At 69.1% G+C, this 26082-nt stretch carries 24 protein-coding genes and 2 tRNA genes; 11 read left to right on the forward strand and 15 right to left on the reverse strand.

Annotation, left to right across the window (positions count from 1 at the left end):
* The 5 genes from ACO0LU_RS18340 to pknB are packed head-to-tail and all read left to right on the forward strand — an operon-like array spanning window position 1 to window position 7782.
* Complete coding sequence (locus ACO0LU_RS18340) at window positions 1–1350, forward strand: PP2C family protein-serine/threonine phosphatase (protein WP_424792795.1); 1350 nt, start codon at window positions 1–3, stop codon at window positions 1348–1350.
* Window positions 1350–2843, forward strand: coding sequence for an FtsW/RodA/SpoVE family cell cycle protein (locus tag ACO0LU_RS18345; protein ID WP_424792796.1), 1494 nt, complete (start codon window positions 1350–1352; stop codon window positions 2841–2843). The genes ACO0LU_RS18340 and ACO0LU_RS18345 overlap by 1 nt, the downstream gene beginning before the upstream one ends.
* Entirely contained in the window at window positions 2840–4291 is a 1452-nt protein-coding gene (locus ACO0LU_RS18350; RefSeq protein ID WP_424792797.1) for a peptidoglycan D,D-transpeptidase FtsI family protein, read from the forward strand. Before ACO0LU_RS18345 ends, ACO0LU_RS18350 begins: the two co-directional genes overlap by 4 nt.
* Window positions 4288–5754, forward strand: coding sequence for a serine/threonine-protein kinase (locus ACO0LU_RS18355; protein WP_424792798.1), 1467 nt, complete (start codon window positions 4288–4290; stop codon window positions 5752–5754). Before ACO0LU_RS18350 ends, ACO0LU_RS18355 begins: the two co-directional genes overlap by 4 nt.
* Window positions 5755–5757: 3 nt before the next feature.
* On the forward strand, window positions 5758–7782 hold the full coding sequence (gene pknB / locus ACO0LU_RS18360) for a Stk1 family PASTA domain-containing Ser/Thr kinase (RefSeq protein WP_424792799.1): 2025 nt from the start codon (window positions 5758–5760) through the stop codon (window positions 7780–7782).
* A 76-nt stretch (window positions 7783–7858) separates the two neighbouring features.
* Here the strand turns inward: pknB and ACO0LU_RS18365 are convergent, their stop codons facing one another.
* Window positions 7859–8512 (reverse strand): aminodeoxychorismate/anthranilate synthase component II, encoded by a 654-nt coding sequence (locus ACO0LU_RS18365; protein WP_424792800.1) that lies wholly within the window; start codon window positions 8510–8512, stop codon window positions 7859–7861.
* Window positions 8513–8576: 64 nt separating this feature from the next.
* A complete protein-coding gene (locus ACO0LU_RS18370) occupies window positions 8577–9362 on the reverse strand; it encodes a DUF881 domain-containing protein (RefSeq protein WP_424792801.1) in 786 nt (261 codons plus the stop codon).
* A gap of 67 nt (window positions 9363–9429) precedes the next feature.
* On the opposite strand from ACO0LU_RS18370, the gene ACO0LU_RS18375 reads away from it, so the two are divergent.
* Entirely contained in the window at window positions 9430–9675 is a 246-nt protein-coding gene (locus ACO0LU_RS18375; protein ID WP_424787248.1) for a cell division protein CrgA, read from the forward strand.
* A 179-nt stretch (window positions 9676–9854) separates the two neighbouring features.
* On the opposite strand, the gene ACO0LU_RS18380 is transcribed toward ACO0LU_RS18375, so the two are convergent.
* Together ACO0LU_RS18380 and ACO0LU_RS18385 are read right to left on the reverse strand one after the other, a co-directional pair.
* Window positions 9855–10496 carry a rhomboid family intramembrane serine protease gene (locus ACO0LU_RS18380; protein WP_424792802.1) on the reverse strand — a complete coding sequence of 214 codons (642 nt, stop codon included), beginning with the start codon at window positions 10494–10496 and terminating at the stop codon, window positions 9855–9857.
* 303 nt (window positions 10497–10799) lie between these two features.
* On the reverse strand, window positions 10800–11324 hold the full coding sequence (locus tag ACO0LU_RS18385) for a peptidylprolyl isomerase (RefSeq protein ID WP_424792803.1): 525 nt from the start codon (window positions 11322–11324) through the stop codon (window positions 10800–10802).
* A gap of 143 nt (window positions 11325–11467) precedes the next feature.
* Here ACO0LU_RS18385 and ACO0LU_RS18390 point away from each other — a divergent pair, with 143 nt between their 5' ends.
* Together ACO0LU_RS18390 and argS are read left to right on the forward strand one after the other, a co-directional pair.
* The gene (locus tag ACO0LU_RS18390; protein ID WP_424792804.1) at window positions 11468–12151 is read left to right on the forward strand and encodes a hypothetical protein; all 684 of its coding nucleotides are present in this window, start codon (window positions 11468–11470) and stop codon (window positions 12149–12151) included.
* Window positions 12152–12272: 121 nt separating this feature from the next.
* The gene (argS, locus tag ACO0LU_RS18395) at window positions 12273–14108 is read left to right on the forward strand and encodes an arginine--tRNA ligase (RefSeq protein ID WP_424792805.1); all 1836 of its coding nucleotides are present in this window, start codon (window positions 12273–12275) and stop codon (window positions 14106–14108) included.
* Window positions 14109–14147: 39 nt separating this feature from the next.
* On the opposite strand, the gene ACO0LU_RS18400 is transcribed toward argS, so the two are convergent.
* Window positions 14148–14426 (reverse strand): DUF2277 domain-containing protein, encoded by a 279-nt coding sequence (locus tag ACO0LU_RS18400; protein ID WP_424792806.1) that lies wholly within the window; start codon window positions 14424–14426, stop codon window positions 14148–14150.
* 117 nt (window positions 14427–14543) lie between these two features.
* Here ACO0LU_RS18400 and ACO0LU_RS18405 point away from each other — a divergent pair, with 117 nt between their 5' ends.
* Window positions 14544–15524 carry an aldo/keto reductase gene (locus tag ACO0LU_RS18405; RefSeq protein ID WP_424792807.1) on the forward strand — a complete coding sequence of 327 codons (981 nt, stop codon included), beginning with the start codon at window positions 14544–14546 and terminating at the stop codon, window positions 15522–15524.
* Between the two features lie 54 nt (window positions 15525–15578).
* On the opposite strand, the gene ACO0LU_RS18410 is transcribed toward ACO0LU_RS18405, so the two are convergent.
* Together ACO0LU_RS18410 and ACO0LU_RS18415 are read right to left on the reverse strand one after the other, a co-directional pair.
* A complete protein-coding gene (locus tag ACO0LU_RS18410; RefSeq protein WP_424792808.1) occupies window positions 15579–16799 on the reverse strand; it encodes an RNA polymerase sigma factor in 1221 nt (406 codons plus the stop codon).
* Window positions 16800–16806: 7 nt separating this feature from the next.
* Window positions 16807–17169, reverse strand: coding sequence for a YciI family protein (locus ACO0LU_RS18415; RefSeq protein ID WP_424792809.1), 363 nt, complete (start codon window positions 17167–17169; stop codon window positions 16807–16809).
* Between the two features lie 224 nt (window positions 17170–17393).
* Here ACO0LU_RS18415 and ACO0LU_RS18420 point away from each other — a divergent pair, with 224 nt between their 5' ends.
* Entirely contained in the window at window positions 17394–17678 is a 285-nt protein-coding gene (locus ACO0LU_RS18420; protein ID WP_424792810.1) for a hypothetical protein, read from the forward strand.
* A 21-nt stretch (window positions 17679–17699) separates the two neighbouring features.
* A complete protein-coding gene (locus ACO0LU_RS18425; protein ID WP_424792811.1) occupies window positions 17700–18071 on the forward strand; it encodes a TraR/DksA family transcriptional regulator in 372 nt (123 codons plus the stop codon).
* Between the two features lie 176 nt (window positions 18072–18247).
* Here ACO0LU_RS18425 and ACO0LU_RS18430 read toward each other — a convergent pair.
* The 8 genes from ACO0LU_RS18430 to recF form a co-directional block, all read right to left on the reverse strand.
* Window positions 18248–18323: transfer RNA gene (locus ACO0LU_RS18430), tRNA-Ala, on the reverse strand.
* An 18-nt stretch (window positions 18324–18341) separates the two neighbouring features.
* Window positions 18342–18473 carry a DLW-39 family protein gene (locus ACO0LU_RS18435; RefSeq protein WP_424792812.1) on the reverse strand — a complete coding sequence of 44 codons (132 nt, stop codon included), beginning with the start codon at window positions 18471–18473 and terminating at the stop codon, window positions 18342–18344.
* 25 nt (window positions 18474–18498) lie between these two features.
* Window positions 18499–18575 (reverse strand) — tRNA-Ile (locus ACO0LU_RS18440).
* 110 nt (window positions 18576–18685) lie between these two features.
* Window positions 18686–19243, reverse strand: a complete 558-nt coding sequence (locus ACO0LU_RS18445; protein WP_424787261.1) for a DUF3566 domain-containing protein — start codon at window positions 19241–19243, stop codon at window positions 18686–18688.
* Window positions 19243–21843 (reverse strand): DNA gyrase subunit A, encoded by a 2601-nt coding sequence (gyrA, locus tag ACO0LU_RS18450; protein ID WP_424792824.1) that lies wholly within the window; start codon window positions 21841–21843, stop codon window positions 19243–19245. Before gyrA ends, ACO0LU_RS18445 begins: the two co-directional genes overlap by 1 nt.
* Window positions 21844–21951: 108 nt before the next feature.
* A complete protein-coding gene (gene gyrB / locus ACO0LU_RS18455) occupies window positions 21952–23988 on the reverse strand; it encodes a DNA topoisomerase (ATP-hydrolyzing) subunit B (RefSeq protein WP_424792825.1) in 2037 nt (678 codons plus the stop codon).
* Between the two features lie 270 nt (window positions 23989–24258).
* Window positions 24259–24843, reverse strand: coding sequence for a DUF721 domain-containing protein (locus ACO0LU_RS18460; RefSeq protein ID WP_424792813.1), 585 nt, complete (start codon window positions 24841–24843; stop codon window positions 24259–24261).
* The gene (recF, locus tag ACO0LU_RS18465; RefSeq protein WP_424792814.1) at window positions 24833–26020 is read right to left on the reverse strand and encodes a DNA replication/repair protein RecF; all 1188 of its coding nucleotides are present in this window, start codon (window positions 26018–26020) and stop codon (window positions 24833–24835) included. The genes ACO0LU_RS18460 and recF overlap by 11 nt, the downstream gene beginning before the upstream one ends.
* Between the last annotated feature and the right edge of the window lie 62 nt (window positions 26021–26082).

Consider the following 26082-nt stretch of genomic DNA (forward strand, 5'->3'; position numbering starts at 1 on the left):
ATGACTGTTTCGCTTCGCTACGTGGCCCGCTCGGATGTGGGCCTGGTCCGCGACGTCAATCAGGACTCCGGCTATGCCGGCCCGGACCTGTTGGTCCTCGCCGACGGGATGGGTGGGGCCGCGGGCGGTGACATCGCCTCCTCGGTGGCGGTCGCCCATCTGGCCCCCCTGGACGGAGAGTCCCATCGCAGCGAGGACCTGCTGGACCGGTTGCGCACCGCGCTGGGCAACGCGCACCGGGACCTGGTCGCCTACTCTGCTGAGCAGGCCGACCTGCAGGGCCTGGGCACCACGGTGATCGCGTTGCTGCGCTCCGGGACCCGTCTGGGGATGGTGCACATCGGGGACTCACGCGCCTACCTGTTGCGTGATGAGCACCTGACCCAGGTCACCACCGACCACACCTACGTGCAGCACCTGATCGACACCGGCGAGCTGACCGAGGCCGAGGCCGAGGCGCACCCCCAGCGTTCGGCGCTGCTGCGGGTGCTGGGCGATGGTGAGGCCGCGCCGGTGGTGGATGAGTCGATCCGGGAGGCCCGCGCCGGGGACCGCTGGTTGCTGTGCTCCGACGGGCTGTCCGGGATGGTCTCGGCCGAGACCATCGAGCGCATCCTGATCGAGACCGCGGACCTGGACGCCTGCGCCGACGAACTGGTGAACCTGGCCCTGCGCGCCGGCGGCTCGGACAACATCACCGTGGTGGTCGCCGATGTGGTCGAGACCAAGGACCTGCCCGACACCTCCCCCCAGGTGGTCGGGGCCGCGGCCACCGACCGGGCTCGGCCCACCCGGGGCGGGGGCGGCGCTTCCAGCCGGGCCGCCGCACTGACCCGGCCGGTCGGGACCGACGACGACGCCACCGCCCGGCCCGTGCGTCGCCGTCGGCGCGTCCTCACCTGGGCGATCGCCGCCGTCGTCGTCCTCGGCCTGCTGGCCGGGCTCGGCACCCTGGGGTACCGCTGGACCCAGACCCAGTACTACGTGGGAGCGAACAACCACCACGTGGCCATCTACCAGGGCATTCCCCAGCGCATCGGACCGCTGCAGTTGTCCTCGGTGCACGAGAACACCGAGATCGCCCTGGCCGATCTGCCCGGTTTTGTGCGCAACCGGGTGGAGCGGACCATGGCCACCAACTCACTGCCCGCGGCCGAGGCGATCGTGGCCGACCTGCGTACCCAGGCCAGACCGGCCGATTCCGATGAGGACGACGAGGACGGCGCAGATCCCGGCAACGGCAACGGGGAGACCGACCCCGGTGACGAGGGGAGCTCCGACGACACCACCGAGGACCCCGAGGACGATGAGGACGCCGCTCCCGAGCAACTCGATGCGAGCGGTCCCTGATGGCTACCGTCGCACCCCAGCCGATCGGCACCGGCCGCTGGTCCGAGGCCGGACTGTTGCTGCTGGCCGTCGCTCTGGGCGTGAGCGGCTACCTACTGGTCGGTTTGAACATCGAGGGTGCGGTGCCCTCGGAACTGCTCCCGATGGGGGGCACCCTGGCCGGTATCGCGTTGGTGGCCCACCTGGTGCTGCGCTGGCGGGCCCCCTACGCCGACCCGGTGCTGCTGCCCCTGGCCCTGGGCCTGAACGGGGTGGGCCTGGCGATGATCTACCGGATCGACTACGCCACCGGTGACGCCGCCGGCCCGCGTCAACTCATCTGGACCGCGCTGGGGGCCGCGTTGGCGGTCACCATCGTGATCGCGCTGCGCGACCACCGGCAACTGCGCCGGTTCACCTACACCTCGCTCGTGGTCAGCCTGCTGCTTCTGCTGCTGCCGATGATCCCGGGGCTGGGCCAGGAGATCAACGGGGCACAACTGTGGATCCGTATCGCCGGCTTCTCCTTCCAGCCCGCCGAGATCGCCAAGATCACCCTGGCGATCTTTTTCGCCGGCTACCTGGTGGCCCACCGGGACGTACTGACCCTCGCCGGCCCGAAGATCCTGGGGCTGCAACTGCCCCGAGTGGGGGACATGGGACCGATCCTGCTGGCCTGGATCGCCAGCGTGGCGGTACTGGTGTTCCAGCGGGACCTGGGCACCTCGTTGCTGTTCTTCGGGCTGTTCGTGGCGATGCTGTACGTGGCCACCGACCGGTTCAGTTGGATCGTGATCGGCCTGGGCATGTTCGCGCTCGGGGTTCTCGTGGCGGTGAATACCTTCGGGCACGTGGCGGCCCGGTTCGATGTGTGGCTGAACGCCCTGGACCCGGCGGTGTACAACCGGCATCCGGGTGGCTCGGGGCAGGTGGTGCAGGGCCTGTTCGGGCTCGCCTCGGGCGGGCTGATGGGCACCGGCTGGGGAGAGGGCTACCCGGATCTGGTGCCCTACTCCAACTCCGACTTCATCATCGCCAGCCTCGGTGAGGAACTGGGCCTGACCGGATTGCTGGCAATCCTGCTGTGCTACCTGGTCCTGGTACAGCGGGCGTTGCGCACCTCGATCGGGGTGCGCGACGGGTTCGGCAAACTGCTCGCCTCCGGTCTCGGGTTCGCGATCGCCTTCCAGTGCTTCGTGGTGGTGGGCGGGGTGACCCGGCTGATCCCGCTGACCGGCCTGACCATGCCGTTCCTGGCCGCCGGGGGGTCGGCGATGATCGCCAACTGGATCGTGCTGGGCCTGCTGCTGCGTATCTCCGACGGCGCCCGCCGCCCGGCCGCGGTGGACCGTGAAGTCTCCGACGAGACGGTGCTGGCGATGATGCCGAACAGCGCCGGGACCGCGGGCCCTGATCGCACAGCAGGTGCGCCCCGCGGGACGAGCGCACGCGACCCCGGCGTTGGGGCCGACGACGGCGATGATCACCCCACCGAGGTGGTGCAGCGACCATGAACACCCCGCTGCGACGCCTCTCGGTGGTGGTCCTAGTGATGTTCCTGGCCCTGATGGGCGGGGCCACCTGGGTGCAGTACGGCCAGGCCGGTGACCTCAACGACGACCCCCGCAACGTGCGCACCGTGTACCGGGACTACGGGCGCGACCGCGGCCCGATCGTGGTGGCCGGCAACGAGGTGGCCCACTCCACCCCGGTGGACACCCCCTTCGGGTTCCAACGCGTCTACTCCGACGGGCCGCTGTACGCCCACGCCACCGGCTACTTCTCGATGTTTCAGATGACCGGGATCGAACGGGCCTCCTCCTCGGTGCTGTCGGGCACCGACGACTCCCTGCTCTGGTCCCGGATCCGGTCCCTGTTCACCGGTAGCCAGCAGCAGGGCGGCTCGGTGGAACTCACCCTGGATCCCGCCGCGCAGGAGGCCGCGCGCGACGCCCTGGGCGACCAGCAGGGCGCGGTGGTGGCCCTGGACCCGCGAACCGGGGCGATCCTGGCGATGGTCTCCACGCCCAGTTTCGACCCGAACGACCTGGCCGTGCACTCCTCTGCGCAGGTGAACGAGACCTACAACGAACTGGTCGCCGATGAGGCGAACCCACTGATCAACCGGGCCATCGGCGGTGGCCTGTACGCCCCCGGGTCGGTGTTCAAACTGGTCGATGCCGCGATGTTGCTGGAGTCGGGGGAGTACGACCCGGACAGCCAGGTCCCGGCCCCGGCGGAACTGGAACTGCCGCAGACCTCCCACGTGATCCGCAACCCCGGCGGTGGGCCGTGCACCGCCGAGGACACCGTCACCCTCACCTACGCCCTGCAGCAGAGTTGCAACACCCCGTTCTCGGCGCTGGCGATGGAGTTCGGTGAGGACGCGCTGGCGGAGCAGGCCGAGGCGTTCGGGTTCGGCCGGGACCTGGATATCCCCATGGGCGTGACACCGTCGCGGTTCCCCGACGGTATGGACCAGGCCCAGCTCGCGATGAGCGCGATCGGCCAGTACGACGTGCGGGTCAGTCCACTGCAGATGGCGATGGTCTCCGCGGCGATCGCGAACGACGGCGTGCTGATGACCCCGCACCTGATCGGCACCGAACGGGGCCCGAACCTGCAGGTGACCTCGAGCACCGAACCGGAGGAGTTCTCCCGGCCCATCTCGGCCTCCACCGCCGCTGACCTACGGGAGATGATGCTCTCCGTCGTCGAGTCCGGCACCGGTACCCCCGCGCAGATCCCGAACGTGGCGGTGGCCGGTAAGACCGGCACCGCCGAGTCCGGCACGGACGCACCCCAGCACGCCTGGTTCACCGCGTTCGCCCCGGCGCAGAATCCGCAGGTGGCGGTAGCCGTGGTGATCGAGCACGGTGGCGCGGACGGTGATGAGGCCTACGGCGGGCGCTCCGCCGGCCCGATCGCCCGTGCCGTGATCCAGGCGGTGGTGGAACAATGATCCCGGCCAAGGGGCTGCGTCTGGGCGACCGGTACGACCTGCGCGAGCGGATCGCCATCGGAGGCATGGGCGAGGTGTGGATCGCCTGGGACGACCACCTGCACCGCAACGTGGCGGCGAAGGTGCTGCGCGGTGAGTTCGTCGGGGAGTCACTGTTCCTGGACCGGTTGCGCGCCGAGGCCCGTAACGCGGCGGGGTTGAGCCACCAGAACATCGCCGCGATGTACGACTACGGCGAGGCCGACGGCTCGGGCTACCTGATCATGGAGTACGTGCCCGGTGAGCCGTTGTCGGAGTTGCTGGCCCGGGAGGGCACCCTGACCCCGGACCAGGTCCTGCCGATCCTGGCCCAGACCGCCCGGGGTCTGCACGCCGCCCACCGCGCCGGCGTGGTGCACCGTGATATCAAACCGGCGAACCTGCTGCTCACGCCGGACGGTTATGTCAAACTCACCGACTTCGGGATCTCCCTGGGATCCAACCAGGCTCCGATGACCGCCGCCGGGATGGTGATGGGCACTGCGCAGTATCTGCCCCCCGAGCAGGCGATGGGTCGTCCGGCCACCGCTGCCGGGGACATCTACGGCCTCGGTGTGGTCGCCTACGAGGTGCTGGTGGGTAGGCGGCCCTTCACTGGCAAGACCCAGGTGGACATCGCCTTCGCGCACGTGAACAAACCGGTGCCGGTGATGCCGGAGGGCATCGATGCCCGGGTCCGCGCGGTGGTGGAGCAGATGCTGGCCAAGGATCCCGAGCAGCGGCCCCGCAGTGCCGCCTCACTGGCGCGGTCCCTGGAGGAACTGGCCCGCTTGCTGCACGTGGACGTCGAACCTCCCGATACCCCCTCCCTGGGGGAGGCGATCCGGACCGCCGCCGCGGCCGGAGCCTCCGACACGGCGCCCGGGAGGGCCGGAACCGCTGTTCCGTCCGACTCCGCCCCCGCCGCGGCCACGAGGTCACCTGAACGGGTCTCGGCCCGACGGCCCCGGCATCTGGGCAGCCCGGCGCACGCGGAGTTCGGCCCCGAGGACCTGCACCACGACGGCCACAGCGAGCAGCACGACCACGGCCCCTCGCCCCGCTGGCTCCCACTGGATGCCGGCGAGCCGGACGCGGACCCGGTCGCCGCCGCGCCGGCCGGGCCGCCGGCCACCTCCCCGACCCCGAAGGCCGCACGCGCCCCGCAGCCCCGTTCGGCCCGGCTGGCGAAGACCCGCCGGGCGCTGCGCCGGGCCGCCGAACGCGGTGAGCGCACGACGCCCCCGCGGCGTCGCCGTCCGGGATCGGCTGGTCACGCCCAGCCACTGATGCTGGCGCTGGGCCTGTCGATCGCCACGGTCACCGTCACGGCCCTGGGCCTGCCGCTGGGTAGGCTGGGCGGGTCGAGCGCGGTAGCGGTTGTGGCTGCGCCGCTCGTGAGTGCCCTTGTGATAGCCACCAGAGTCCCCAGAGCGAAGGAATAGTCAGTGGTAGACGACGTACCGCGCGTGCTCGCCGGCCGCTATGAGGTGGGTGAGCTCATCGGGCGTGGCGGCATGGCCGAGGTGCATATCGGGCGTGACAACCGCCTCGGGCGCACTGTGGCGGTCAAGATCCTACGTGCGGACCTGGCCCGTGACCCCTCCTTCCAGGCCCGGTTCCGCCGCGAGGCACAGTCCGCGGCGTCGCTGAACCACCCGGCGATCGTGTCGGTGTACGACACCGGCGAGCAAGCTGTGCGCAGCGGCGACGAAGCCGAGGTACAGGTGCCGTTCATCGTGATGGAGTACGTCGAGGGTCACACCGTGCGGGACCTGCTGCGGGACGGCTCGGCGTTGCCGATCGAGGAGGCGATCGAGATCACCATGGGGGTACTGACCGCCCTGGAGTACTCCCACCACGCCTCCATCGTGCACCGGGACATCAAGCCGGCGAACGTGATGCTCACCCCAACCGGGGCGGTGAAGGTGATGGACTTCGGCATCGCCCGCGCGATGGCCGATTCCTCCTCGAGCATGACCCAGACCCAGGCGGTGATCGGTACCGCCCAGTACCTCTCCCCCGAACAGGCCCGTGGCGAGGTGGTCGACACCCGCTCGGACCTGTACTCCACCGGGTGCCTGTTGTACGAACTGCTCACCGGCAAACCCCCGTTCGAGGGCGACTCGGCGGTCGCGGTGGCCTACCAGCACGTCAGCGAAGCCCCCCAGCCACCCTCGGTCGTGGCCCCGGACGTACCGGAGGCACTGGACCGGATCGTGATCAAGGCCCTGGCCAAGGATCGGGATACCCGCTACTCCACCGCCGCGGAGTTCCGGTCCGACCTGGAGGCCGCCGCCCGCGACGAGGCGGTCACCGCTCCGGCGATCGGGGCAATGGCCGCCCCGGCCGCAGTGCCGACCCAGGTGCTCACCGGCCCGGGGGCCGCGGGAGTCGGCGCCGTCCAGGAGGAAGCAGGTCCCCTGGACCAGATGGATGGTGCCGAGGAGGACGAACCCCGCTCCAACAAGGCACTGGTCTGGATCCTGGTGATCGTGGCACTCCTGGCCGCTGCCGGGATCGGGTACCTGATCTGGGATCGGGCCAACCAGGAGGAACCAGCGCCGCCGGCCGCCGTCGTCCCGGACCTGGAAGGGATGGATGAGCAGGAGGTGCGGGCCGCGCTGGCCGAGGTCGAGCCGCCCCTGGAGCCGAACTTCGAGTACGAGGCCCACGATGAGATCCCCGAAGGGATCACGATCTCCTGGAGCCCCGACACCGGCGAGGAGATGCCCGAGGGCGAGACGGTCGTCGAGGTGCTGATGTCCTCCGGCCCGGACAGCGGGGAGATCCCGGACGTCTCCGGGCTGACCCAGTCCAGGGCCCGCGACATGTTGGAGGGGGAAGGTTTCGAGAACATCCGGACCGAGACCCGCAACGAACCGCGGGTGGCCGAGGACATCGCGATCGGGACCGACCCGCCCTCCGGGGACACCGTGGGCCTCGACACCGAGATCACCCTGATCCTGGGTACCGGCAACGTGGACCTGGAGGACATGACCGGCGAGTCCATCGAGGCATTCCGGGAACACATCGAGGAACTGAACCTCAGTTACCGGGAGCACGAGCAGGAGGACGACGGCCCGCCCGGGATCATCCTCAGCCAGGACCGCTCGGGCACCGTTCCGCAGAACACCACCGTGGTGGTCTACGTCTCGGTGGAGGCGCCACCGGACCCGACCGTGGCGGTCCCGGATCTGGACGGGATGACCGAGGAGGAGGCGGAGGAGGCGCTCGACGAGGCCGGCTTGGAAGCGGAGTTCGAAAGCCAACCGCACGACGACATCCCCGAGGGGAGCGTCATCTCCTGGGATCCGGACACCGGAACCCAGATCGGGCGTGGTGAGACGGTGGTCGTGCAGATCTCCTCCGGACCGGAGGAGGGCAACGGCAACGGCAACGGCAACGAGGGCAACGGCAACGGCAACGAGGGCAACGGCAACGAGAACGAGGGCAACGACGAGGGCGGCTGACTCGGGTCCTCAACCGAGCAGATGAACGACCTGGCCGGTCCGCCCCCCGCTGGCCGCGGACGCCCGAGCAACCGGGCTAGGCCGTCGCCGGCTCCGGCGCATCCAGGACCAGCGGTGCCAGGCCATGACTACGCCCCACCGCGCCCTCGTCGCCGGTGATCGCCAGCCAGTTCGCCAGCAACCGGTGCCCGCCCTCGGTCAGAACCGACTCGGGGTGGAACTGCACCCCGTGCAGCGGCAGCTCCCGGTGCGCCAGGCCCATGATGATGCCGTTCTCGGTGGCGGCGGTGACCGTCAACTCCTCCGGGACCGTGCCGGTTAGCACGGCCAGGGAGTGGTAGCGGGTGGCGGTGAAGGGGCTGGCCAGCCCGGCGTACACGTCGGTGCCTGCGTGCACCACCGAGGAGGTCTTGCCGTGCATCAGTTCCGGAGAGTGGGCCACCGTTGCGCCGTAGAACTCGGCCAGTGCCTGGTGGCCCAGGCACACCCCGAGCATCGGCACACCGGCCTGTGCACACGCCTCGATCACCGCCAGCGAGGCACCCGCACCGGCCGGGGCACCGGGGCCCGGAGAGACCAGCACGCCGTCGTAGCCGCGCACCGTGCGTGGATCGGAGAGTTCGAAAACGTCGTTGCGCAACACGGTGGTCTGCGCACCGAGTTCCTGCATGTACCCCACGATCGTGTAGACGAAGGAGTCATAGTTGTCTACCACCAGGATCCGGCTCATCCGAGATCTCCCACAGTTTGTTCGTTGATCGCCCACTGGTGCGCGGACATCTGACCCGACTTGCTCACTCCGGCTCCGGAACCGGGAACAACGGCTTCGAGTCCTCGGGGACATAGGGCTCATGACCGGGCACCTGGGCGTACTCCAAGGTCAGGTTCCCCTCGAAGCCGGGGATCTCCACGGTCTCTTCCAGTTCCAGCGACCAACCCAGCCGGATCGCATCGACGTACTCCAGGTAGACCTGCACCGAGTGCTGGGCCAGCACCGAGTCACGCAGTTCCTCGCCGTCGCCGATTGCGGTGATCACGTATGGCGGGGAGTAGGTGTTACCGTCCAGCAGCATCACATTGCCCACGCACCGGATCGAGGTGGTGGCGGTGACCCGGTGGCCCTGGACCGCAATCGCCTCGGCACCACCGGCTCGCAGACCGTTCAGAACCCCCTCGATGTCCTGCTGGTGCACCACCAGATCATCGGGTGCGAAGCCCTCGGGCACCTCGTTGTAGGGCGCATCCCACAGTTCCACCTGCACGCCCGGGCCCTGCAGGTTGATCCGGCCGGCGGCCATCTCCACCTCGGGGCGGCGGGCGGCGTCGGGGTTGCGGGCCTCCTGCAGGCTGATCAGTTCCTCGACCTCGCTACGCAGATCGCTGACCTCCTCGGCCACCTCCTGCATGCGGACGCTCTCATCGCGGACCAGGTCGCTCAGATCCTGGGGCTGGCGGCCGGCGGCCTGGGCGAACAGGCCTGCGTTGGTGGCGAACAGCATGCCGGCCAGCACCCCGACGGCCCCCAGGGCCAACGAGGCGCGCACCGAGCGCAGTCGCGCCTTGCGCCTGTTCTTCGCCATGGGATCAGTCTAGGTGGCCCAGCCTTTAGGATTGCCCTAGACCCGACCACCGACAGGAGCCGTGGGCATGCCCGAGTCCAAACCCCGGAAGAAGCCGGCCTACACCCCGCCACCACCACCGGCAGGGCCGAAGAAGAGTGCGTCCTGGTGGGCCCCGACGATGGTGGCCCTGATGGTGATCGGCCTGATCTGGGTGGTGGTCACCTACCTGAGCGACTCCAGGTTCCCCGTCCCCGGCATCGGCTCGTGGAACCTGGCCGCGGGTTTCGCGGTGATGATGGTGGGATTCCTGATGACCATGCGGTGGCGCTGAGGGCGGGCCTGCTCGCTGCCCCCGGTCGTGCGCGGCCCCTACGCTGCTGAGCCGGCGTAACGCTCGTGCACCGGCGGCGCACATCCCCAGGTGTGCACACACCTGGGGATAATCACACTCGTGTTATTCACAGGTGTGCACACAGGTGTGGATAAATCACATCCATGTGACTTCGCAGGTCAGAGCCACAGGCCCGCGAGAGCGTAGGCGACCACGGTGATCCCGATGAGGGCCGCCGCGATCGCGGCGGCACCGAGGACCGCTCCGGTGGTGCGCCACTTCTTCGGCAGGTACAGGTACAGCACGGTGATCAGCCCGCCCACGATCATCCCGCCCATGTGCGCCTGCCAGGAGATGTTCGGAATGGTGAAGGAGATCACCACGTTGATCCCGATCACCAGCAGGATCTGGCGGTAGTCACCACCAACCCGGCGCAGCAACAGGGCAGCGGCGGCGAACAGGCCGAACACCGCCCCGGAGGCGCCGACGGTTCCCACCCGCCACAGGTCGTAGGGGGTCAGCACCAGTACCGCCACGCTGCCCCCGAACGCGGCGAGCAGATACAGCGCCAGGAACCGCCAGGTCCCCAGGAACCTCTCCAGGAACGGCCCGGTGATCCATAGCGCGTACATGTTCACCGCCAGGTGCAGCACCCCGGCGTGCAGGAACGCGGTGGTCAGCATCCGCCATGGCTCGACCGAACCGGCCAGCGGGGAGAAGATCAGTTCCCGGCGGGCGGCCCCGCCGTCGGCGAAGTCCAGCAGAAACAGCGCGACGCACAGCCCGATCATGGTCAGAGTCACGTACGGGCGGGTGCGCATCCGCCCCCCTAGCCGGGTCCGTTCGGCCGGCGCGGAACGCTCGGCGGCCGCGGCACAGTCCACGCAGTGCACGCCCACCGGAGCCGGCCGCTGGCACTCGGGGCAGGCCGGGCGCCCGCACCGCTGGCAGGTGACGTAACTGACGCGGTCGGGGTGGCGCGGGCAGACCGGGGCTACCCCGGGTTCACCCGAAGACCCCGAGCCGGGCCCACCGAACCCCCCACGGCCACCGCCCGAACCCGGAACGCCCGGGGAACCCGGGCCTGACCCTGGTGGTGGCGCGGGTGGATAAGCGGTCATCCGTCAGTCGATGATCTCGATGCTGTTGAGCACCACGTCCTGGACCGGGCGATCGTTGCGGGGGTCGGTGGAGACCTTCCCGATGGCGTCCACCACGGCGCGGGAGCCGGCATCGGTCACGCGACCGAAGATCGAGTGCTTGCCCTGCAGCCACGGGGTGGGCACGGTGGTGATGAAGAACTGCGAGCCGTTGGTACCCCTGCCCATCTGGACTCCGGCATTGGCCATCGCCAGCACGTAGGGCTCGTTGAAACTGAGTTCGGGGTGGATCTCGTCATCGAACTGGTAACCGGGACCGCCGGTGCCATCACCCAGGGGGTCGCCGGCCTGAATCATGAAATCAGGAATCACCCGGTGAAAGATGGTGCCGTTGTACAACGGTTCGTTGCTCTCCGCGCCGGTGGCGGGGTGGCGCCAGGTGCGCTCACCGGTAGCCAGTCCGGTGAAGTTCTTGACGGTCTTGGGGGCGTGGTTCGGCAGCAGTTCGACGGTGATGTCGCCGGCCGTGGTGTGCAGAATGGCTTCCATGCCCTTATCTTCGCATTGATCGCCGAAGAGAGAATACAGGCTCGTGTGCACAACTCCGCCGCGAGTGCCACACTAGGACCAGTAGCACAGGTACGACACGACCAGAAACTCGCGCGCCGCGCGGGAAAGGAACTGGGGAGCACATGTCGCGAAAAACGAAGAAGCTCGAGAAGGAACTTCGCAGCCGGTCCGAGGATGCCGGAAAGGCCGCGCGCGAGTTCGCTGATCAGGGCAAGGACTGGGCCACACCGAAGGTCGAGGCTGCGATCGACTGGGCCGGTCCACGGGTGGAGAAAGCCTGGAAGGCCGGCGTCACCGCCACCGCCCCCAAGCTCGCCAGTGCAGCCGGCCGGACCCAGGGCGCGGTGGACGTGGCGCACGACAAGCTCGTCGACGACGTCCTGCCCAAGGTGATCGCTGCCCTGGAGGACGCGGCAGCCGCGGCCAAGGCCGGGGCCGACGGCGCGCAGTCCCGGGTGCACAAGGCCGTGGGGAAGGCCGAGAAGGCACTGAAGGAACAGGAGAAGGCCGCCAAGGGCGGGTCCAAGTGGGGCAAGACGCTGGGCTGGGTTCTGGTGGGTAGCGCCGTGGCCGGTGCCGGTGTGCTCATCTGGCGCCGCACCCAGCCGGTCGACGACCCGTGGGCCGAGGAGTACTGGGACGACGCCGTGGCGCCGGTCGCCGAGAAGCCGAACGTGGCCGCCGCTGCCGCCGAGAAGACCGAGGACCTGCGTGACACTGCGGCCGATGCTGCCAAGGAGGCCTCCCAGAAGATCGAGGACGTCACCAAGGACATCAAGGACAACGCGGACGAGAAGAAGGACTGACGACGCCGTAAGTCGGGCCGTTCCGGGCCCCGTCGCGACCCCTGGGTGGCGGCGGGGCCTTCTTGTGTGCCGGTGATCACCCGCATCGATCCGATAGCGGCCATGATGGAACAATGGGGCGGTGCCCATCTCACAGACTGCTCCCAGCACCGCCCGCCCCGCCGGAGTTCCGGCCCTGATCACCCGGCTGACCGATGCCCTCGGCGCCGCGATCACGGCCGCCTACCCCGATCAGGCCGGCGCCGACCCGGTGGTCCGGCCCAGCGACCACGCCGACCTGCAGGCCAATGCCGCGCTCGCGCTGGCGAAGAAGGTGGGCGCCCGGCCTCGGGACGTGGCCGCCGCGGTGGTCGAGGCGCTGTCGGCGCCGGAACTGATCGAGCAGGTGGAGATTTCCGGCCCGGGTTTTGTGAACCTGCGCCTTTCCGATGAGGCGCTGTGGGAGCAGGTGCGCGCCCGAGCGGGCGACGACCGGCTCGGCGTACCGGCAACCGAGACCGGCCGACGCACTGTGATCGACTACTCCGCACCCAATATCGCCAAGGAGATGCAGGTCCACCACCTGCGGTCCACCATCATCGGTGACGCCCTTGCCCGGGTCCTGGATTTCCTGGGCTCCGACGTGGTGCCGCAGAATCACCTGGGCGACTGGGGCACCCAGTTCGGGATGCTGATCCAGTACATCGATGAACACCCTGAGGCCAACTGGCGGCTCAGCGACCTGGACCCCGGCCAGGACGGTCCTCAGGCCTCCCCGGTCTCGGCCCTGGAGCAGTTGTACAAGAAGGCCCGGGCCATCTTCGACGCCGATCCCGACTTCGCCGACCGCTCCCGCGCAAGGGTGGTCGCACTGCAGGGCGGGGACCCGGGCACCGTGACGGTGTGGGAGGAGATCGTCAAGGAGTCCCAGCACTCCTTCGACGCGATCTACGAGCGCCTCGGGGTACGCCTGACCCCGGCCGATTCGGCCGGCGAATCCTCTTACAACGGTGTGCTCGGCGACGTGGCCCAGGAACTGGCCGACGCCGGGATCGCCGAGATATCCGACGGCGCCCTGGTGGTGCAGTCCGAGGAGGTCACCGGTGCCGACGACAGGCCCGCGGTGCTCATGGTGCGCAAGTCCGACGGTGGGTACGGCTACGACACCACCGACCTGGCCACGATCCGGCACCGGATCCGTAACCTCGGAGCCGACCGGATCCTATACGTGGTCGGCGCCGAGCAGGGCCTGCACTTCCGGCTCATCTTCGAGGCGGCGCGCCGCGCCGGCTGGCTCACCCAGGATGTGGTGGCCGAGCATGTCCCGTTCGGTTCGGTGCTGGGTCCCGACGGCAAACGGTTCCGTACCCGGGAGGGCAAGACGGTGCGCCTGGTGGACCTGCTCGATGACGCCTCCGCAGCCGCCCTCAAAGTGGTGCGCGAGGGCGCCGAGGCCAAGGGAGAGCAGGTCGATGAGGCGGCGCTGGCCACCATCGCCGAGCAGGCCGGCATCGGTGCGGTGAAATACGCCGACCTGTCCAACTCCCGGGTGAAGGACTACGTATTCGACGCCGAGCGGATGACGGCGTTCAACGGCAACACCGGGGTCTACCTGCAGTACGCCCACACTCGCCTGGCCTCCATCCTGCGACGGGCCGCCGAGCGCGATCTGGCAGTGCCCGACGCTGCGCAGGTGGCGCTGAACGGCGCGCTGGAACCAGCGGAACGGGCACTGGTGCTGCGCCTGGACACCTTCGGCCAGGCCCTCACCGAGGTCGCAGCCGATCTGGAGCCGCACCGGCTGGCCGGGTATCTGTATGACCTGGCCCGGGTGTTCACCGACTTCTACGACGCCTGCCCGGTGCTGGCCTCGGAGGGTGCCGTGCGCCAGCGCCGCCTGGTACTGGTGGACCTGACCCGCCGCACCCTGGCCACCGGGCTGGACCTGCTGGGCATCAGCGCCCCGAACCGGATGTAGCCCCGGGCGCGGGCCCGGCATCCGGCTGATCTCGGTGGGTCAGGAGGCGGCGACGCCGAACCGCTTCGCGCTGCGCGCCTTGGCCTTGGCGGCCTCCACCTCGCGGTTCTTCGGCGGGGCAGAGGTGACCAGGTCAGCGAGCAGGTGCTCGGTGACGTGGGCGATCTCGTCCACGGCACGCTCGAACACCTCGGCGTTGGCCTGGGAGGGCTTGGTCATCCCGGCGACCTTGCGCACGTACTGCAGTGCGGCGGCGCGGACCTCGTCGTCGGTGGCGTGCGGCTCGAAGTTGTACAGGGGCCGGATGTTGCGGCACATGCACCCATGGTGCCACCGCCCGGCGCCCGAACGGAAGGGCAAACGTAGGGATCTCCCGCCCTACCCGGGGTTTGCGGTGTTTCGCCGTGGTGGGCCCGAGCCGCTACGGTCATAGGTATGCAGACGGCCACCTTGGGACGTACCGGACACGACGTAAGCATGATCGGGCTCGGCGCCTGGCAGATCGGCGATGCCTGGGGCACGGTGGCCGACGACGACGCCCGCCAGGTGGTCCGGGCGGCCACCGATGCAGGGGTCACGTTCATCGACACCGCCGACGTGTACGGCTCCGGACGTAGCGAGCGCTTCATCGGGGAGTACCTCGCCGGGGACCATCCTGAGGTGTTCGTGGCCACCAAGATGGGACGCCGGGTGGATCAGCTCCCGGAGAACTACACCGAGGAGAACTTCCGCGCCTGGTTGAACGACTCCCGCTCGAACCTGGGCGTGGACCGGATCGACCTGGTCCAACTGCACTGCCCGCCCACCGCGGTGCTGGAGGACGACGACGTCTTCTCGGCCCTGGACGGGTTGGTCGAGGAAGGGCTGATCGCGTCCTACGGCGTGTCGGTGGAGACCACCGAGCAGGCACTGATCGCCATCGCCCGGCCGAATGTGGCGACCGTGCAGATCATTCTGAACTGCCTGCGCCTCAAGCCCCTGGAACGGGTGCTGCCCACCGCCCGCACGCGCGGGGTCGGGATCATCGCGCGGGTGCCGCTGGCTTCCGGGTTGCTCTCGGGCCGCTTCGATGCCCGGACCACCTTCGCCGCCGACGACCACCGCAACTTCAACCGCCGCGGAGAAGCCTTCGACATCGGTGAGACCTTCGCCGGGGTGCCCTACGACGTCGGGCTCTCCGCAGTGGCCCACCTACGCGAACTGGTGCCCGAGGGCATGACCCTGTCCCAGTTCGCCCTGCGCTGGGTGATGGACCAGCCCGGGGTCTCCACCGTGATCCCGGGGGCCAGCAGCCCCGACCAGGCCCGGGCGAACGCAGCGGTCGCGCAGATGCCCTCACTCACCGACGAGCACTTCGCCGGGGTGCGGCGCATCTACGACGACCTGGTCCGCCCGCACGTGCACCACCGCTGGTGACGCCGGGACCGCCGGCGGGGTGCCAGTGCACGCGGCGATGAGAGTGCTGCCGGCTCAGGGGCCGAGCGCCTCGCGGCGGCGGCGCAGTGCCACCCGTTCCGCGCCGTTGCGGGTCCGCACGATCGCCGCGTCGTAGTAATCCCGCGCCTGCGCCGGCCGGCCGAGCATGGCGAGCACGTACCCGCAGACGGCGTAGTAGGGGGAGTAGCCACCCAGGTCGAGTGCTTGGAGGTCGCGCCAGGAAGCCGCCGGGTCGCCGGCCTCCGCGACGGCTACCGCCCGGTTCAGCCTCACGACGTGGGAGGGCCGCACCTGCAGCAGCGCGTCGTAGAGCAGGACCAGCTGGGCCCAGTCGGTGTCGGCGATGCTGGTGGCGCCGGCGTGTACCGCGTTGATCGCCGCCTGCAGGCGGTAAGGCCCCGCTGGTGCGTGCTGCGGAATCGCCCGCAGCAGTTCCAGCGCCTCCAGCACCATCTGCTGGTCCCACCGGGTCCGGTCCTGGTCGGCCAGCAGCACCGCCTCTCCCTCGGGACCGATCCGCGCCGTGCGCCGGGACTGCAGCAACAACAGCAACGCGAGCAGTCCCACCGGTTCGTGCTCGCCAGGGGTCAGGTCCACCACCATGCGGGCCAGGCGCAGCGCCTGCGCACACAGTTCGTCACGCCCCAGCCCGGGGCCCTCGGTGGCGACATACCCCTCGTTGTAGATCAGGTAGAGCACGTCCAGCACCACCACCCAGCGCTGCTCCAGGTCGGCTGCCTGCGGCACCTCATACGGGATCCCGGCGTCGCGGATCTTGGCCTTGGCCCGGACCAGGCGCCGAGCCATCGCCGTTTCGCTGACCAAGAACGCCCGGGCGATCTCCGCGGTTCGCATGCCGCCCAGTAGGCGCAGTGTGAGCGCAACCTGGGCGGGCCGGGACAGCGCGGGGTGGCAGCAGGTGAAGATCAGCCGGAGCATGTCATCGCTGACCGCGCCGGGCGATAATGCCGGCTCGGGTTCGTTCAACAGGGCGGCCTCGAGGTGTTTCCGCTCGCGGTTGGCCTCCCGACGCATCTGGTCCACCGCCTTGCGCCGGGCGGTGGTGATGATCCAGCCCGCCGGGCTGGGCGGCACACCATCACGGGGCCACCGCCGGCACGCGACGGTGAATGCCTCGGCCACCGCGTCCTCGGCGAGGGTGAGATCGCCGAGGACGCGGGTCAGAACCGAGACCGCGCGAGCGTGCTCCTCGCGAAAGGTCTGCTCGACGGCGTGGGTTCCGGGCACGGGCATCGTGACCTCAGAGGTCGGAGATGGCCGCGATCGGTCGAACCTCGGTGGGCAGGGTGGTGGCCGTCGAGATCTTCTCGGCCCACCCCAGAGCCGTGTCCAGGTCGGGGGCACGCACTACCCAGAAGCCACCCACGTGTTCCTTGGACTCCACGTAGGGGCCGTCGGTCAGGTCGACTCCGCTGGCGCCGGAGCGCACCACGGTGGCCACATCGGCAGGATGCAGTGCCGCCGTCATCACCCAACCTCCCGCGTCGGTGATCTCGGCCTGGATCTGCCCGAGCCGGGCCATCACCTCATCGAGGACTCCCTGCTCGGGCGGGGGGCCGTCCGGTTGCATCAGGCTGATCAGGTAGGGCTGGTCCTCCGTCATCGGAACCTCCGTGTAGGTCGCGGACCCGGCCGGTTACCGGTGTCTCACCATTGACACGAACGACCCGGGCCGATCACGACGCTGGTGCCGGCTCTCGTTGCCGTCCCCACGATCATCACCGGGGCCACAGGAGATGACAACCGGCTGCGCGGCAATGTTAGGTCGTGCTGAACACTCGCGACGAGAGGATTACCGATGTGCACCGTTGAACCGGGGTACCGGTGGTGACCCCGGTCGGACTCGCGCTGCCCAACCCGTCGCGGGTACGGGACGACTGGTGGGTGGTGTATCCGTTCGTCGCGGGCCGCGCCTATGCCGCGCAGGATCTGGGCGATGTGCGCGCCGCCGGCTCCCTGCTCGGACGGATCCACTCCACGCCCCTCGACACGGAAGAGGGCGCCTGGGTGCTGGAGTACAACGACGACGGCGCCTGGGCGGATCCGCGCCAGGGCGCCTACCTGCGGGATCTGGCCACGATCAACCCGGCCAGGTTCTCGTTGCCGCATTGACCTGGGATACTGAATCTTCTGATGGACGATGCTGCCCTGCCCGACGACCGCTCCGGCTTCGGTAACCTCCTGGCCGCCGACCGGGAGCAGACGGTGCGCCGGATCGCGGCGCTGACCCGGGATTTCACCTCAATCGTCGACAGTGCCCGCCTCAGTGCCACCGACGACGAGCACGACCCCGAGGGATCCACGATCGCGTTCGAGCGGTCCCAGACCACGGCGTTGCTCGACTCCGCCAACCGTCACCTGGCCGAGGTGGATGCGGCGTTGGTGAAACTGGCCGAGGGCACCTACGGACGCTGCGAGAACTGCGATGAACCCATCGCCAGGGAACGACTGCAGGCTCGCCCGGCGGTGCGCACGTGCATCACCTGCGCCTCCCGCCGCCGTTAGCCTCGAGCACGCGGTCACGACCGGCACGATCGGGCCCTGCTCTCTCAACGACGACCCGTGGCCTGTGCCCCCCGGCAGTTCGGCAGTCGCAGGTGCCGCTCAGGGTGGGTCTGCAGGCCAGCAGAACCCGCACTCTGCCGCCCCGCGCACGACAGTCGTTGCAATCATGCGGTAAATGGTGGAGCCAGCGGGACTCGAACCCGCAACCCCCTGCTTGCAAAGCAGGTGCGCTACCAATTGCGCCATGGCCCCGTGTGCAGTGGTGGAGCGTCAGTTGTTCCGCGTCGGCACAGGATCGGTGACCTCGTGCCACATCTCCCGGCCGGAGCGCTGCTCCTCGAGCCGACGCCAGATGAGGACGCCGCCGATGGCCGTCACGAGGAACAGAAGCGTCTTCCTCATCGTCCTCACCTTCCGTTCGGTTCGATGGTGGGCCTAGCTGGACTCGAACCAGCGACCTCTTCCTTATCAGGGAAGCGCTCTAACCGTCTGAGCTATAGGCCCGTGGCAACGTCCACGAACTACAGGTGTGGACGCCGACCGAGACTACCCCAGGGGCACCTGCCGGACCAAAACGGAACCGGTGCGAGCCTGATCACACTGCCCGCCCGGGATCAGTCGTCGGTGAGGGTGAGGTGCAGGCCCCCGACCATGGCGGCGACGATGTTGTAGATGAACGCGCCCAGGGTGGCCAGCGCGGTGAGCAGGGCGATGTCCACGATGGCGATCACGGTGGCCACCGACATCACCCGGGAGAACTCCAGGTACTCCAGCAGGGGCCCGAACTGGGCCATCGCCTCGGCCTCCTCGAGCAGGCCGCGCAGCTGGGCGAAGACCTCCATCTGGTTCAGCACCCACCAGATCACGGCAGTGGCGATGACGATCCCGATGCCGATCGCGATCGACATCAGGAAGGCCAGCTTCATCACCGACCACGGGTCCACCCGGGACACCGCCAGGCGCACCCGACGTGGTCCGCCTCCCCGGCCTGCGGGCCGGGCGGTACGAGCACCGGGATCGCGTGGCCGAGAACCCTGGGGCCGGCTGCTGGAACCAGCCGACGCCGTCGAGTTCGGCCGGCTGCTGGAGCCACCCTGCACCTTCGCCGTCGCGGTGTGCGGGAAGGCGGTGGTGCGAACCGGACCGGTCGTGGTCCCGCTACTGTCGCTCATCAATGTCCTTCTTCCGCGTTCTCACCGGCCGAGGTCGCATCCCCGTCCGCGGTGCTACCCGAAGACGGTACGCCATCGGCGCCGCTCTGTGCAGCGTCGGTTTCCGCTGCGCCGGATTCCGAATCCGCGCGGCCGGGCCCCGCGTCCGCGTCGTCGGCGTCCTCCGGCACGACCTCCCCGGCCACCTCGGCAGCCAGTTCGAGGTTCAGGGCCATCCCGATGATCCGGTCGCCGGCATCGGGCTTGGCGAAGGTGACGCCCTGGGTGGTGCGGCCGGTGCGGGAGACCTCACCCACGGCCGAACGCACGATCTTGCCGCGCTCCATGATCAGCAGCACCTCGTCGTCGTCCGCGGTGATCAGCGCCCCGACCAGGTCACCACGGGCCTCGACCAGGTTGGCTACCTTGATGCCCAGGCCCCCACGGCCCTGCACCCGGTACTCGCGCAGCGCCGTGCGCTTGGCGAATCCGCCCTCGGTGACCACGAACAAGTCATCGTCCTCATCGCGCACCACCACCATGGACAGCAGCGAGTCGTCCTCGCGGAACTTCATCCCGGTCACCCCGGACGTGGCCCGCCCGGTCGGGCGCAGTGCCGCATCGGTCGCGGCGAACCGCAGCGACTGACCCTTGCGGGAGACCAGCATCAGGTCCTCACCGGCGTCGACCAGGCGCGCCGAGACCACCTCATCGGGACCATCGCCGTTGTCGCGCAGATTGATCGCGATGACGCCGCCGGTACGGGAGGAGTCGTAGTCACCCAGGCGGGTCTTCTTCACCAGGCCACGCTTGGTGGCCAGCACCAGGTAGTCGGCCTGGTCGTAATCGGTGATGTCGAGCACCTGAGCGATGGTCTCGTCCGGCTGCAGCGCCAGCATGTTCGCCACGTGTTGGCCCTTGGCGTCCCGGCCACCCTCGGGCACCTCGTAGCCCTTGACCCGGTACACCCGCCCCAGCGTGGTGAAGAACAGCAGCCAATGGTGGGTGGTGGTGACGAAGAAGTGCTCCACCACATCATCACCGCGCAACTGCGCCCCGCGCACACCCTTCCCACCCCGGTGCTGGGTGCGGTAGGCATCGGTCCGGGTCCGCTTGGCGTACCCGCCGCGGGTGATCGTCACGACCACCTCTTCCTCCGGGATGAGGTCCTCGATGGACAGGTCGCCGTCGAAGGGCAGAATGTGGGAGCGACGTTCGTCGCCGTACTTGGCCACCACTTCGGCGAGCTCATCGCCCACGATGCTGCGCTGGCGCTGCGGTGAGGCAAGGATGTCGGTGTAGTCGGCGATCTCGCGCTCCAGGGCGGCGTGCTCGTCCAGGATCTTCTGGCGCTCCAGGGCCGCCAGGCGGCGCAACTGCATCTCCAGGATGGCGTTGGACTGCACCTGATCGATGTCGAGCATCTCCATCAGCCCGGTACGCGCAACATCGACCGTGCGCGAGGCACGGATCAGCGCGATCACCTCATCGAGTGCGTCCAGCGCCTTGATCAGCCCGCGCAGGATGTGGATGCGCTCCTCGGCGCGCTGCAGCAGCCACCGGGTACGCCGCACGATCACGTCGAGCTGGTGGTCCACCCAGTGCCGCACGAACGCGTCCAGGCTCAGGGTGCGCGGCACGTCGTCGACGAGGGCGAGCATGTTCGCCCCGAACGTGGTCTGCAGCTGGGTGTGCTTGTAGAGGTTGTTCAGCACCACCTTGGCCACCGCGTCCCGCTTGAGCACGATCACCAGGCGCTGCCCTGCCCGCCCGGAGGTCTCATCGCGGATGTCGGCCACGCCCTGGATCCGGCCGTCACGGATGAGGTCGGCGATCTTGGCGGCCAGGGTGTCGGGGTTGACCTGGTAGGGCAACTCGCTGACCACCAGGCAGGTGCGCCCCTGGAGTTCCTCCACCTCGACCACCGCGCGCATGATGATCGAACCGCGGCCGGTGCGATAGGCCTCCTCGATGCCGCGGTGACCCAGGATCTGCGCGCCGGTGGGGAAATCGGGGCCCTTGATCCGCGCCAACAGGGCTTCCAGGAGTTCCTCGGCGCTGGCCTCGGGATTCTCCAGCAGCCACTGCACCCCGGAGGCGACCTCGCGCAGGTTGTGCGGGGGAATGTTGGTGGCCATCCCCACCGCGATCCCGGCCGAGCCGTTGACCAGCAGGTTCGGGAACCGGGCCGGCAGCACCAGCGGTTCCTGGGTGCGGCCGTCGTAGTTGTCCCCGAAGTCCACCGTGCCCTTGTCGATGTCGCGGACCATCTCCATGGCCAGCGGGGCCATCCGGCACTCGGTGTACCGGGGTGCGGCAGCGCCGTCGTCGCCGGGGGAGCCGAAGTTCCCCTGCCCGGCTACCAGCGGGTAGCGCATCGACCAGGGTTGCACCAAGCGCACCAGGGCGTCGTAGATCGCCGAGTCACCGTGGGGGTGGAACTGTCCCATCACGTCCCCGACCACCCGGGAGCACTTGGAGTAGCCCGAGTCGGGACGGTAGCCGCCGTCGTACATGGCGTACAGCACCCGGCGGTGCACCGGCTTCAGGCCGTCCCGCACGCTGGGTAGCGCCCGGCCCACGATCACGCTCATCGCGTAGTCGAGGTAGGAGCGCTGCATCTCCAGTTGCAGGTCCACCTGGTCGATGCGGTCAGTGGTCGGGATGTGTTCGCTCACTCGGGTCCTTAACTCGGCAGGTCAGAAGAAGGCAGGGGCTGCGCGCGGCGCTCAGATGTCCAGGAAGCGCACGTCGCGGGCGTTGCGCTGGATGAACGAGCGGCGCGACTCCACGTCCTCACCCATCAGGATGGAGAAGATCTCATCGGCCGCCGCGGCCTCCCCGATGGTCACCTGCCGCAGGGTGCGGCTGTCGGGGTTCATCGTGGTCTCCCACAGTTCCCGGTAGTTCATCTCACCAAGGCCCTTGTACCGCTGGATGCCGGCGTCCTTGGGCAGGCGCCAGTTCTTCGCTTGGCCCTCAACCAGCAGGACGTCGCGTTCCTTGTCGGAGTAGACGTACTGGTGCTCGGCGTTGGTCCACTTCAGCCGGTACAGCGGCGGCTGTGCCAGGTACACGTACCCGTGCTCCAGCAGCGGCCGCATGTACCGGAACAACAGGGTCAACAGCAGCGTGGCGATGTGCTGGCCGTCCACATCGGCGTCGGCCATCAGCACGATCTTGTGATAGCGCAGTTTGGCCAGGTCGAAGTCCTCACCGATGCCGGTACCGAACGCGGTGATCAGCGCCTGCACCTCCTGGTTTGCCAGGGCCTTGTCGATGCGGGCCTTCTCCACGTTCAGGATCTTGCCGCGGATCGGCAGGATCGCCTGGGTCTCGGGGTTGCGTCCCTGCACCGCCGAGCCACCGGCGGAGTCACCCTCGACGATGAAGATCTCCGAGATCGAGGCATCGCGGCTGGAACAGTCCTTGAGCTTGCCTGGCAGGCCCCCGCCCTCGAGCAGGCCCTTGCGCCGGGTGGCCTCGCGGGCCTTGCGGGCGGCCATCCGGGCGGCGGCGGCCTGAATCGCCTTGCGGATCACGTCCCGGGACTCGTTCGGGTGGGACTCCAGCCAGTTGCCCAGTTCGTCGAAGACCACCTTCTGGGTGAAGGTGCGGGCCTCGGTGTTGCCGAGCTTGGTCTTGGTCTGCCCCTCGAACTGTGGCTCTCCGAGTTTGATCGAGATGACCGCGGTCAGTCCCTCACGGATGTCCTCGCCGGTGAGGTTCTCGTCCTTCTCCTTGAGCAGGTTCTTCTCCCGCGCGTACCGGTTCACCAGCGTGGTCAGGGCCGACCGGAACCCTTCCTCGTGGGTCCCGCCCTCGGAGGTGTTGATCATGTTGGCGTAGGTGTGCACGCTCTCGGAGTACGCACCGGTCCACTGCATCGCGATGTCCAGGGAGATCACCCGGTCGGGATCCTCGGACTCGAAGGAGATCACCTCGGGGTGGATCATGTCGGCGCGCTTGGCACTGGTGAGGTGCTTGACGTAGTCCACCAGGCCACCCTCGTACTTGTAGGCCACCGAGCGGGTGCGTTCCTCCCCCTCGGCCGGCTGGTGCGCGCCGCCGGCGACCTCATCCTCGACGTCCGTCTCCCGGTCATCGCGCAGCGTCAGCCCCAGGCCCTTGTTCAGGAAGGCCGTCTGCTGGAACCGGGACCTCAGCGTCTCGAAGTCGAACTCGGTGGTCTCGAAGATCTCCCCGTCCGCCCAGAACGTCACGGTGGTGCCGTGTTCGTCGGTGGCCTCACCCTTGGCCAGGTCGCGCTCGGGCACACCCTGGTGGTACCGCTGCCGCCAGACGTGCCGCTGCCGGCGCACCTCCACCTCCAGCCGGGCGGACAGGGCGTTGACCACCGAGACACCCACGCCGTGCAAACCACCGGAGACCGCGTACCCGCCGCCGCCGAACTTGCCTCCGGCGTGCAGGACGGTCAGCACCACCTCCACGGCCGGTCGGCCCTCCCCCGACATGACGTCCACGGGGATGCCGCGGCCGTTGTCGCGCACCCGGATCCCGCCGTCGGCCAGGATGGTGATGTCGATCTGGTCGCAGTACCCCGCCATCGCCTCGTCGACGGAGTTGTCCACCACCTCATAGACCAGGTGGTGCAACCCGCGCTCGCCGGTGGAACCGACGTACATCCCAGGGCGCTTGCGGACCGCTTCCAGACCCTCCAGAACGGTGATGTTGGCTGCGCCGTAATCGGAGCCTGCCGGGTTGGAGGTGTCCTGCGGGGGAACAACGTTCTCGGGTTCCGGCACGCTCGTCTGATCAGCCACTCGTCCTGGCGCTCCTCGTCACATCTGGCGTCCGCACCGTACGACTGCACGTCGTAGGTCAGCCACGGCATCGCGCCGTGAATGAGGGCATTTCCACCCCTGGGACAGGTCGCTCGATTCTATCGCGGATCGGCGTCGAACTCGACTATCCACAGACCTTATCCACAGGGAGTTGCCGGGATGTGGTGGTCTTCACCCCCCGGGCGCGCGGCCGAGCCCGGAAAGCGCGCTCCACACACCCGGGAGGCGGGTTCAGCCGTAGGTGTCCCGCGGCCCACGACCGCGCACGTTCCGCGGGCCCTTGCGCCACGTAGGGCCTCCGGGACCGAGCACCTGGATGGAGGTCACGACGCCTTCCCCGACCTCCTCGGCGAGGCGGCGCTCGAGTTGGGGCAGCAGCAACCGGATCTGGGTGGCCCAGGCGGTGGAGTCGGCGCGCACCACCAGATCGCCGTCGATGAAGGTCTCCGGGGTGCACCGCTGCGCGATCTGTTCACCGACCACGTCCGGCCACCGTCCGATTACCCCACCGATGGAGAGCGGTTGGCTCCACCCCAGCGTGCGGCTCAGGTCTGCGGCGGTCTCACCCAGGAGCTGTGGGTCGCGTGCCGCACCCGGGGAACCCGCAGCGGCGTTGCGGCCCGCGTCCAGGGGACGACGACGGCGTCCCGGGCTGCCCGGTCGCAGTCCCTTGGCGCGGGCTGCTTCGCGCGCCTGTGTCAGCGCGATCCGCGCAGCGTCGTCCACGTCCGGGGCGGGGCCGGCCCCGGTGGCTGCCTGGTTCTCGACGCGCCGATCCTGGGGTCGGCCCTCGGCGGCTGGATCCTCAGCGGACACGGGTCAGTGTCCCATCGGCCACGTCCACCCGGGCACCGGCCAGTTCCTCGGGTATATCGCCGGCCACGGCAGCGGTGATCAGCACCTGCTGGGCCCCGGCCACCATTCCGGCCAACCGGGAACGCCGGCCGGTGTCGAGTTCGGCGAAGACGTCGTCGAGGATGAGTACCGGCTCGCCATCCGCCTCGAAGGTGTCCTCGGTGCGCAGCAGTTCGTAGCAGGCCAGGCGCAGCGCCAGAGCCAGGGACCAGGACTCGCCGTGGCTGGCGTAACCCTTGGCGGGCAGACCGCCGATGGCCAGCGTCAGGTCGTCCCGGTGCGGGCCCACCAGGCTCACGCCCCGCTCGATCTCCCGGGTGCGCAACCGGGACATCGCCTCCACCAGCCGCGCCTGGACCAGCGTCGTGTCGGTGAGTTCTGCCTCGGCATCGCCGTCATCGGTGGCGGGCTGTGCCTGGTCGGGACTGTGTTCGACCAAACTGGAGCGGTACCCGATCACGGCCGGGCCGGCCCCGCCGGAGACGTTGTCATAGGCACGGGCCACGTGCTCGCGCAGGTCCCGGATGGCACGCACCCGGGCCGACACCAGCGCCGCGCCACCGGCGGCGGCCTTCTCGTCCCACACATCCAGGGTGCGAAGGTCCCCGCCCCCTCCGGAGCGACGCGCCGCACCGGCGGACTTCAGCAGTGCGTTGCGCTGGCGGATCACTCGGTCGTAATCGCTGCGCACGGCGGCGACTTTGGGATCACGCTGGATCAGGAGGTCATCGAGAAAGCGGCGTCGTCCATCCGGATCACCCTTCACCAGGGCCAGGTCCTCCGGGGCGAACAGCACGGTCCGTAGGTGGCCGAGCAACTCGCGCACCCGCTGCACGGGCGAGCGGTTGATCCGACCGCGGTTGGCCTTGCCCGACACGATCTCCAGTTCCAGCACCCGCGGCCTGGTGTCGCGGACGATCTTGGCCGCCACGACGGCTCGCTCGGCGCCGGCACGCACCAGGGCCTGGTCCCCGGCCACCCGGTGGGAGGAGAACGTGGCCAGGTACCCCAGGGACTCGATCACGTTGGTCTTGCCCTGCCCGTTGCTCCCGACCAGCGCTGTGATGCCCTCCTCCAGGGACAGCACCACCTGGGAGTAGGAGCGGAAGTCGGTCAGGGCCAGATCGGAGACGTACATTACCCAGCCACTGTAGATCGCCGCTGCCGGTGCCTCACTCCGGGCCTGCGGTCGCGGTCGGG

Origin of the sequence: Pseudactinotalea sp. Z1748 (genome assembly GCF_049725185.1) — a bacterium.
Taxonomy (GTDB): Bacteria; Actinomycetota; Actinomycetes; order Actinomycetales; family Beutenbergiaceae; genus CALKWS01.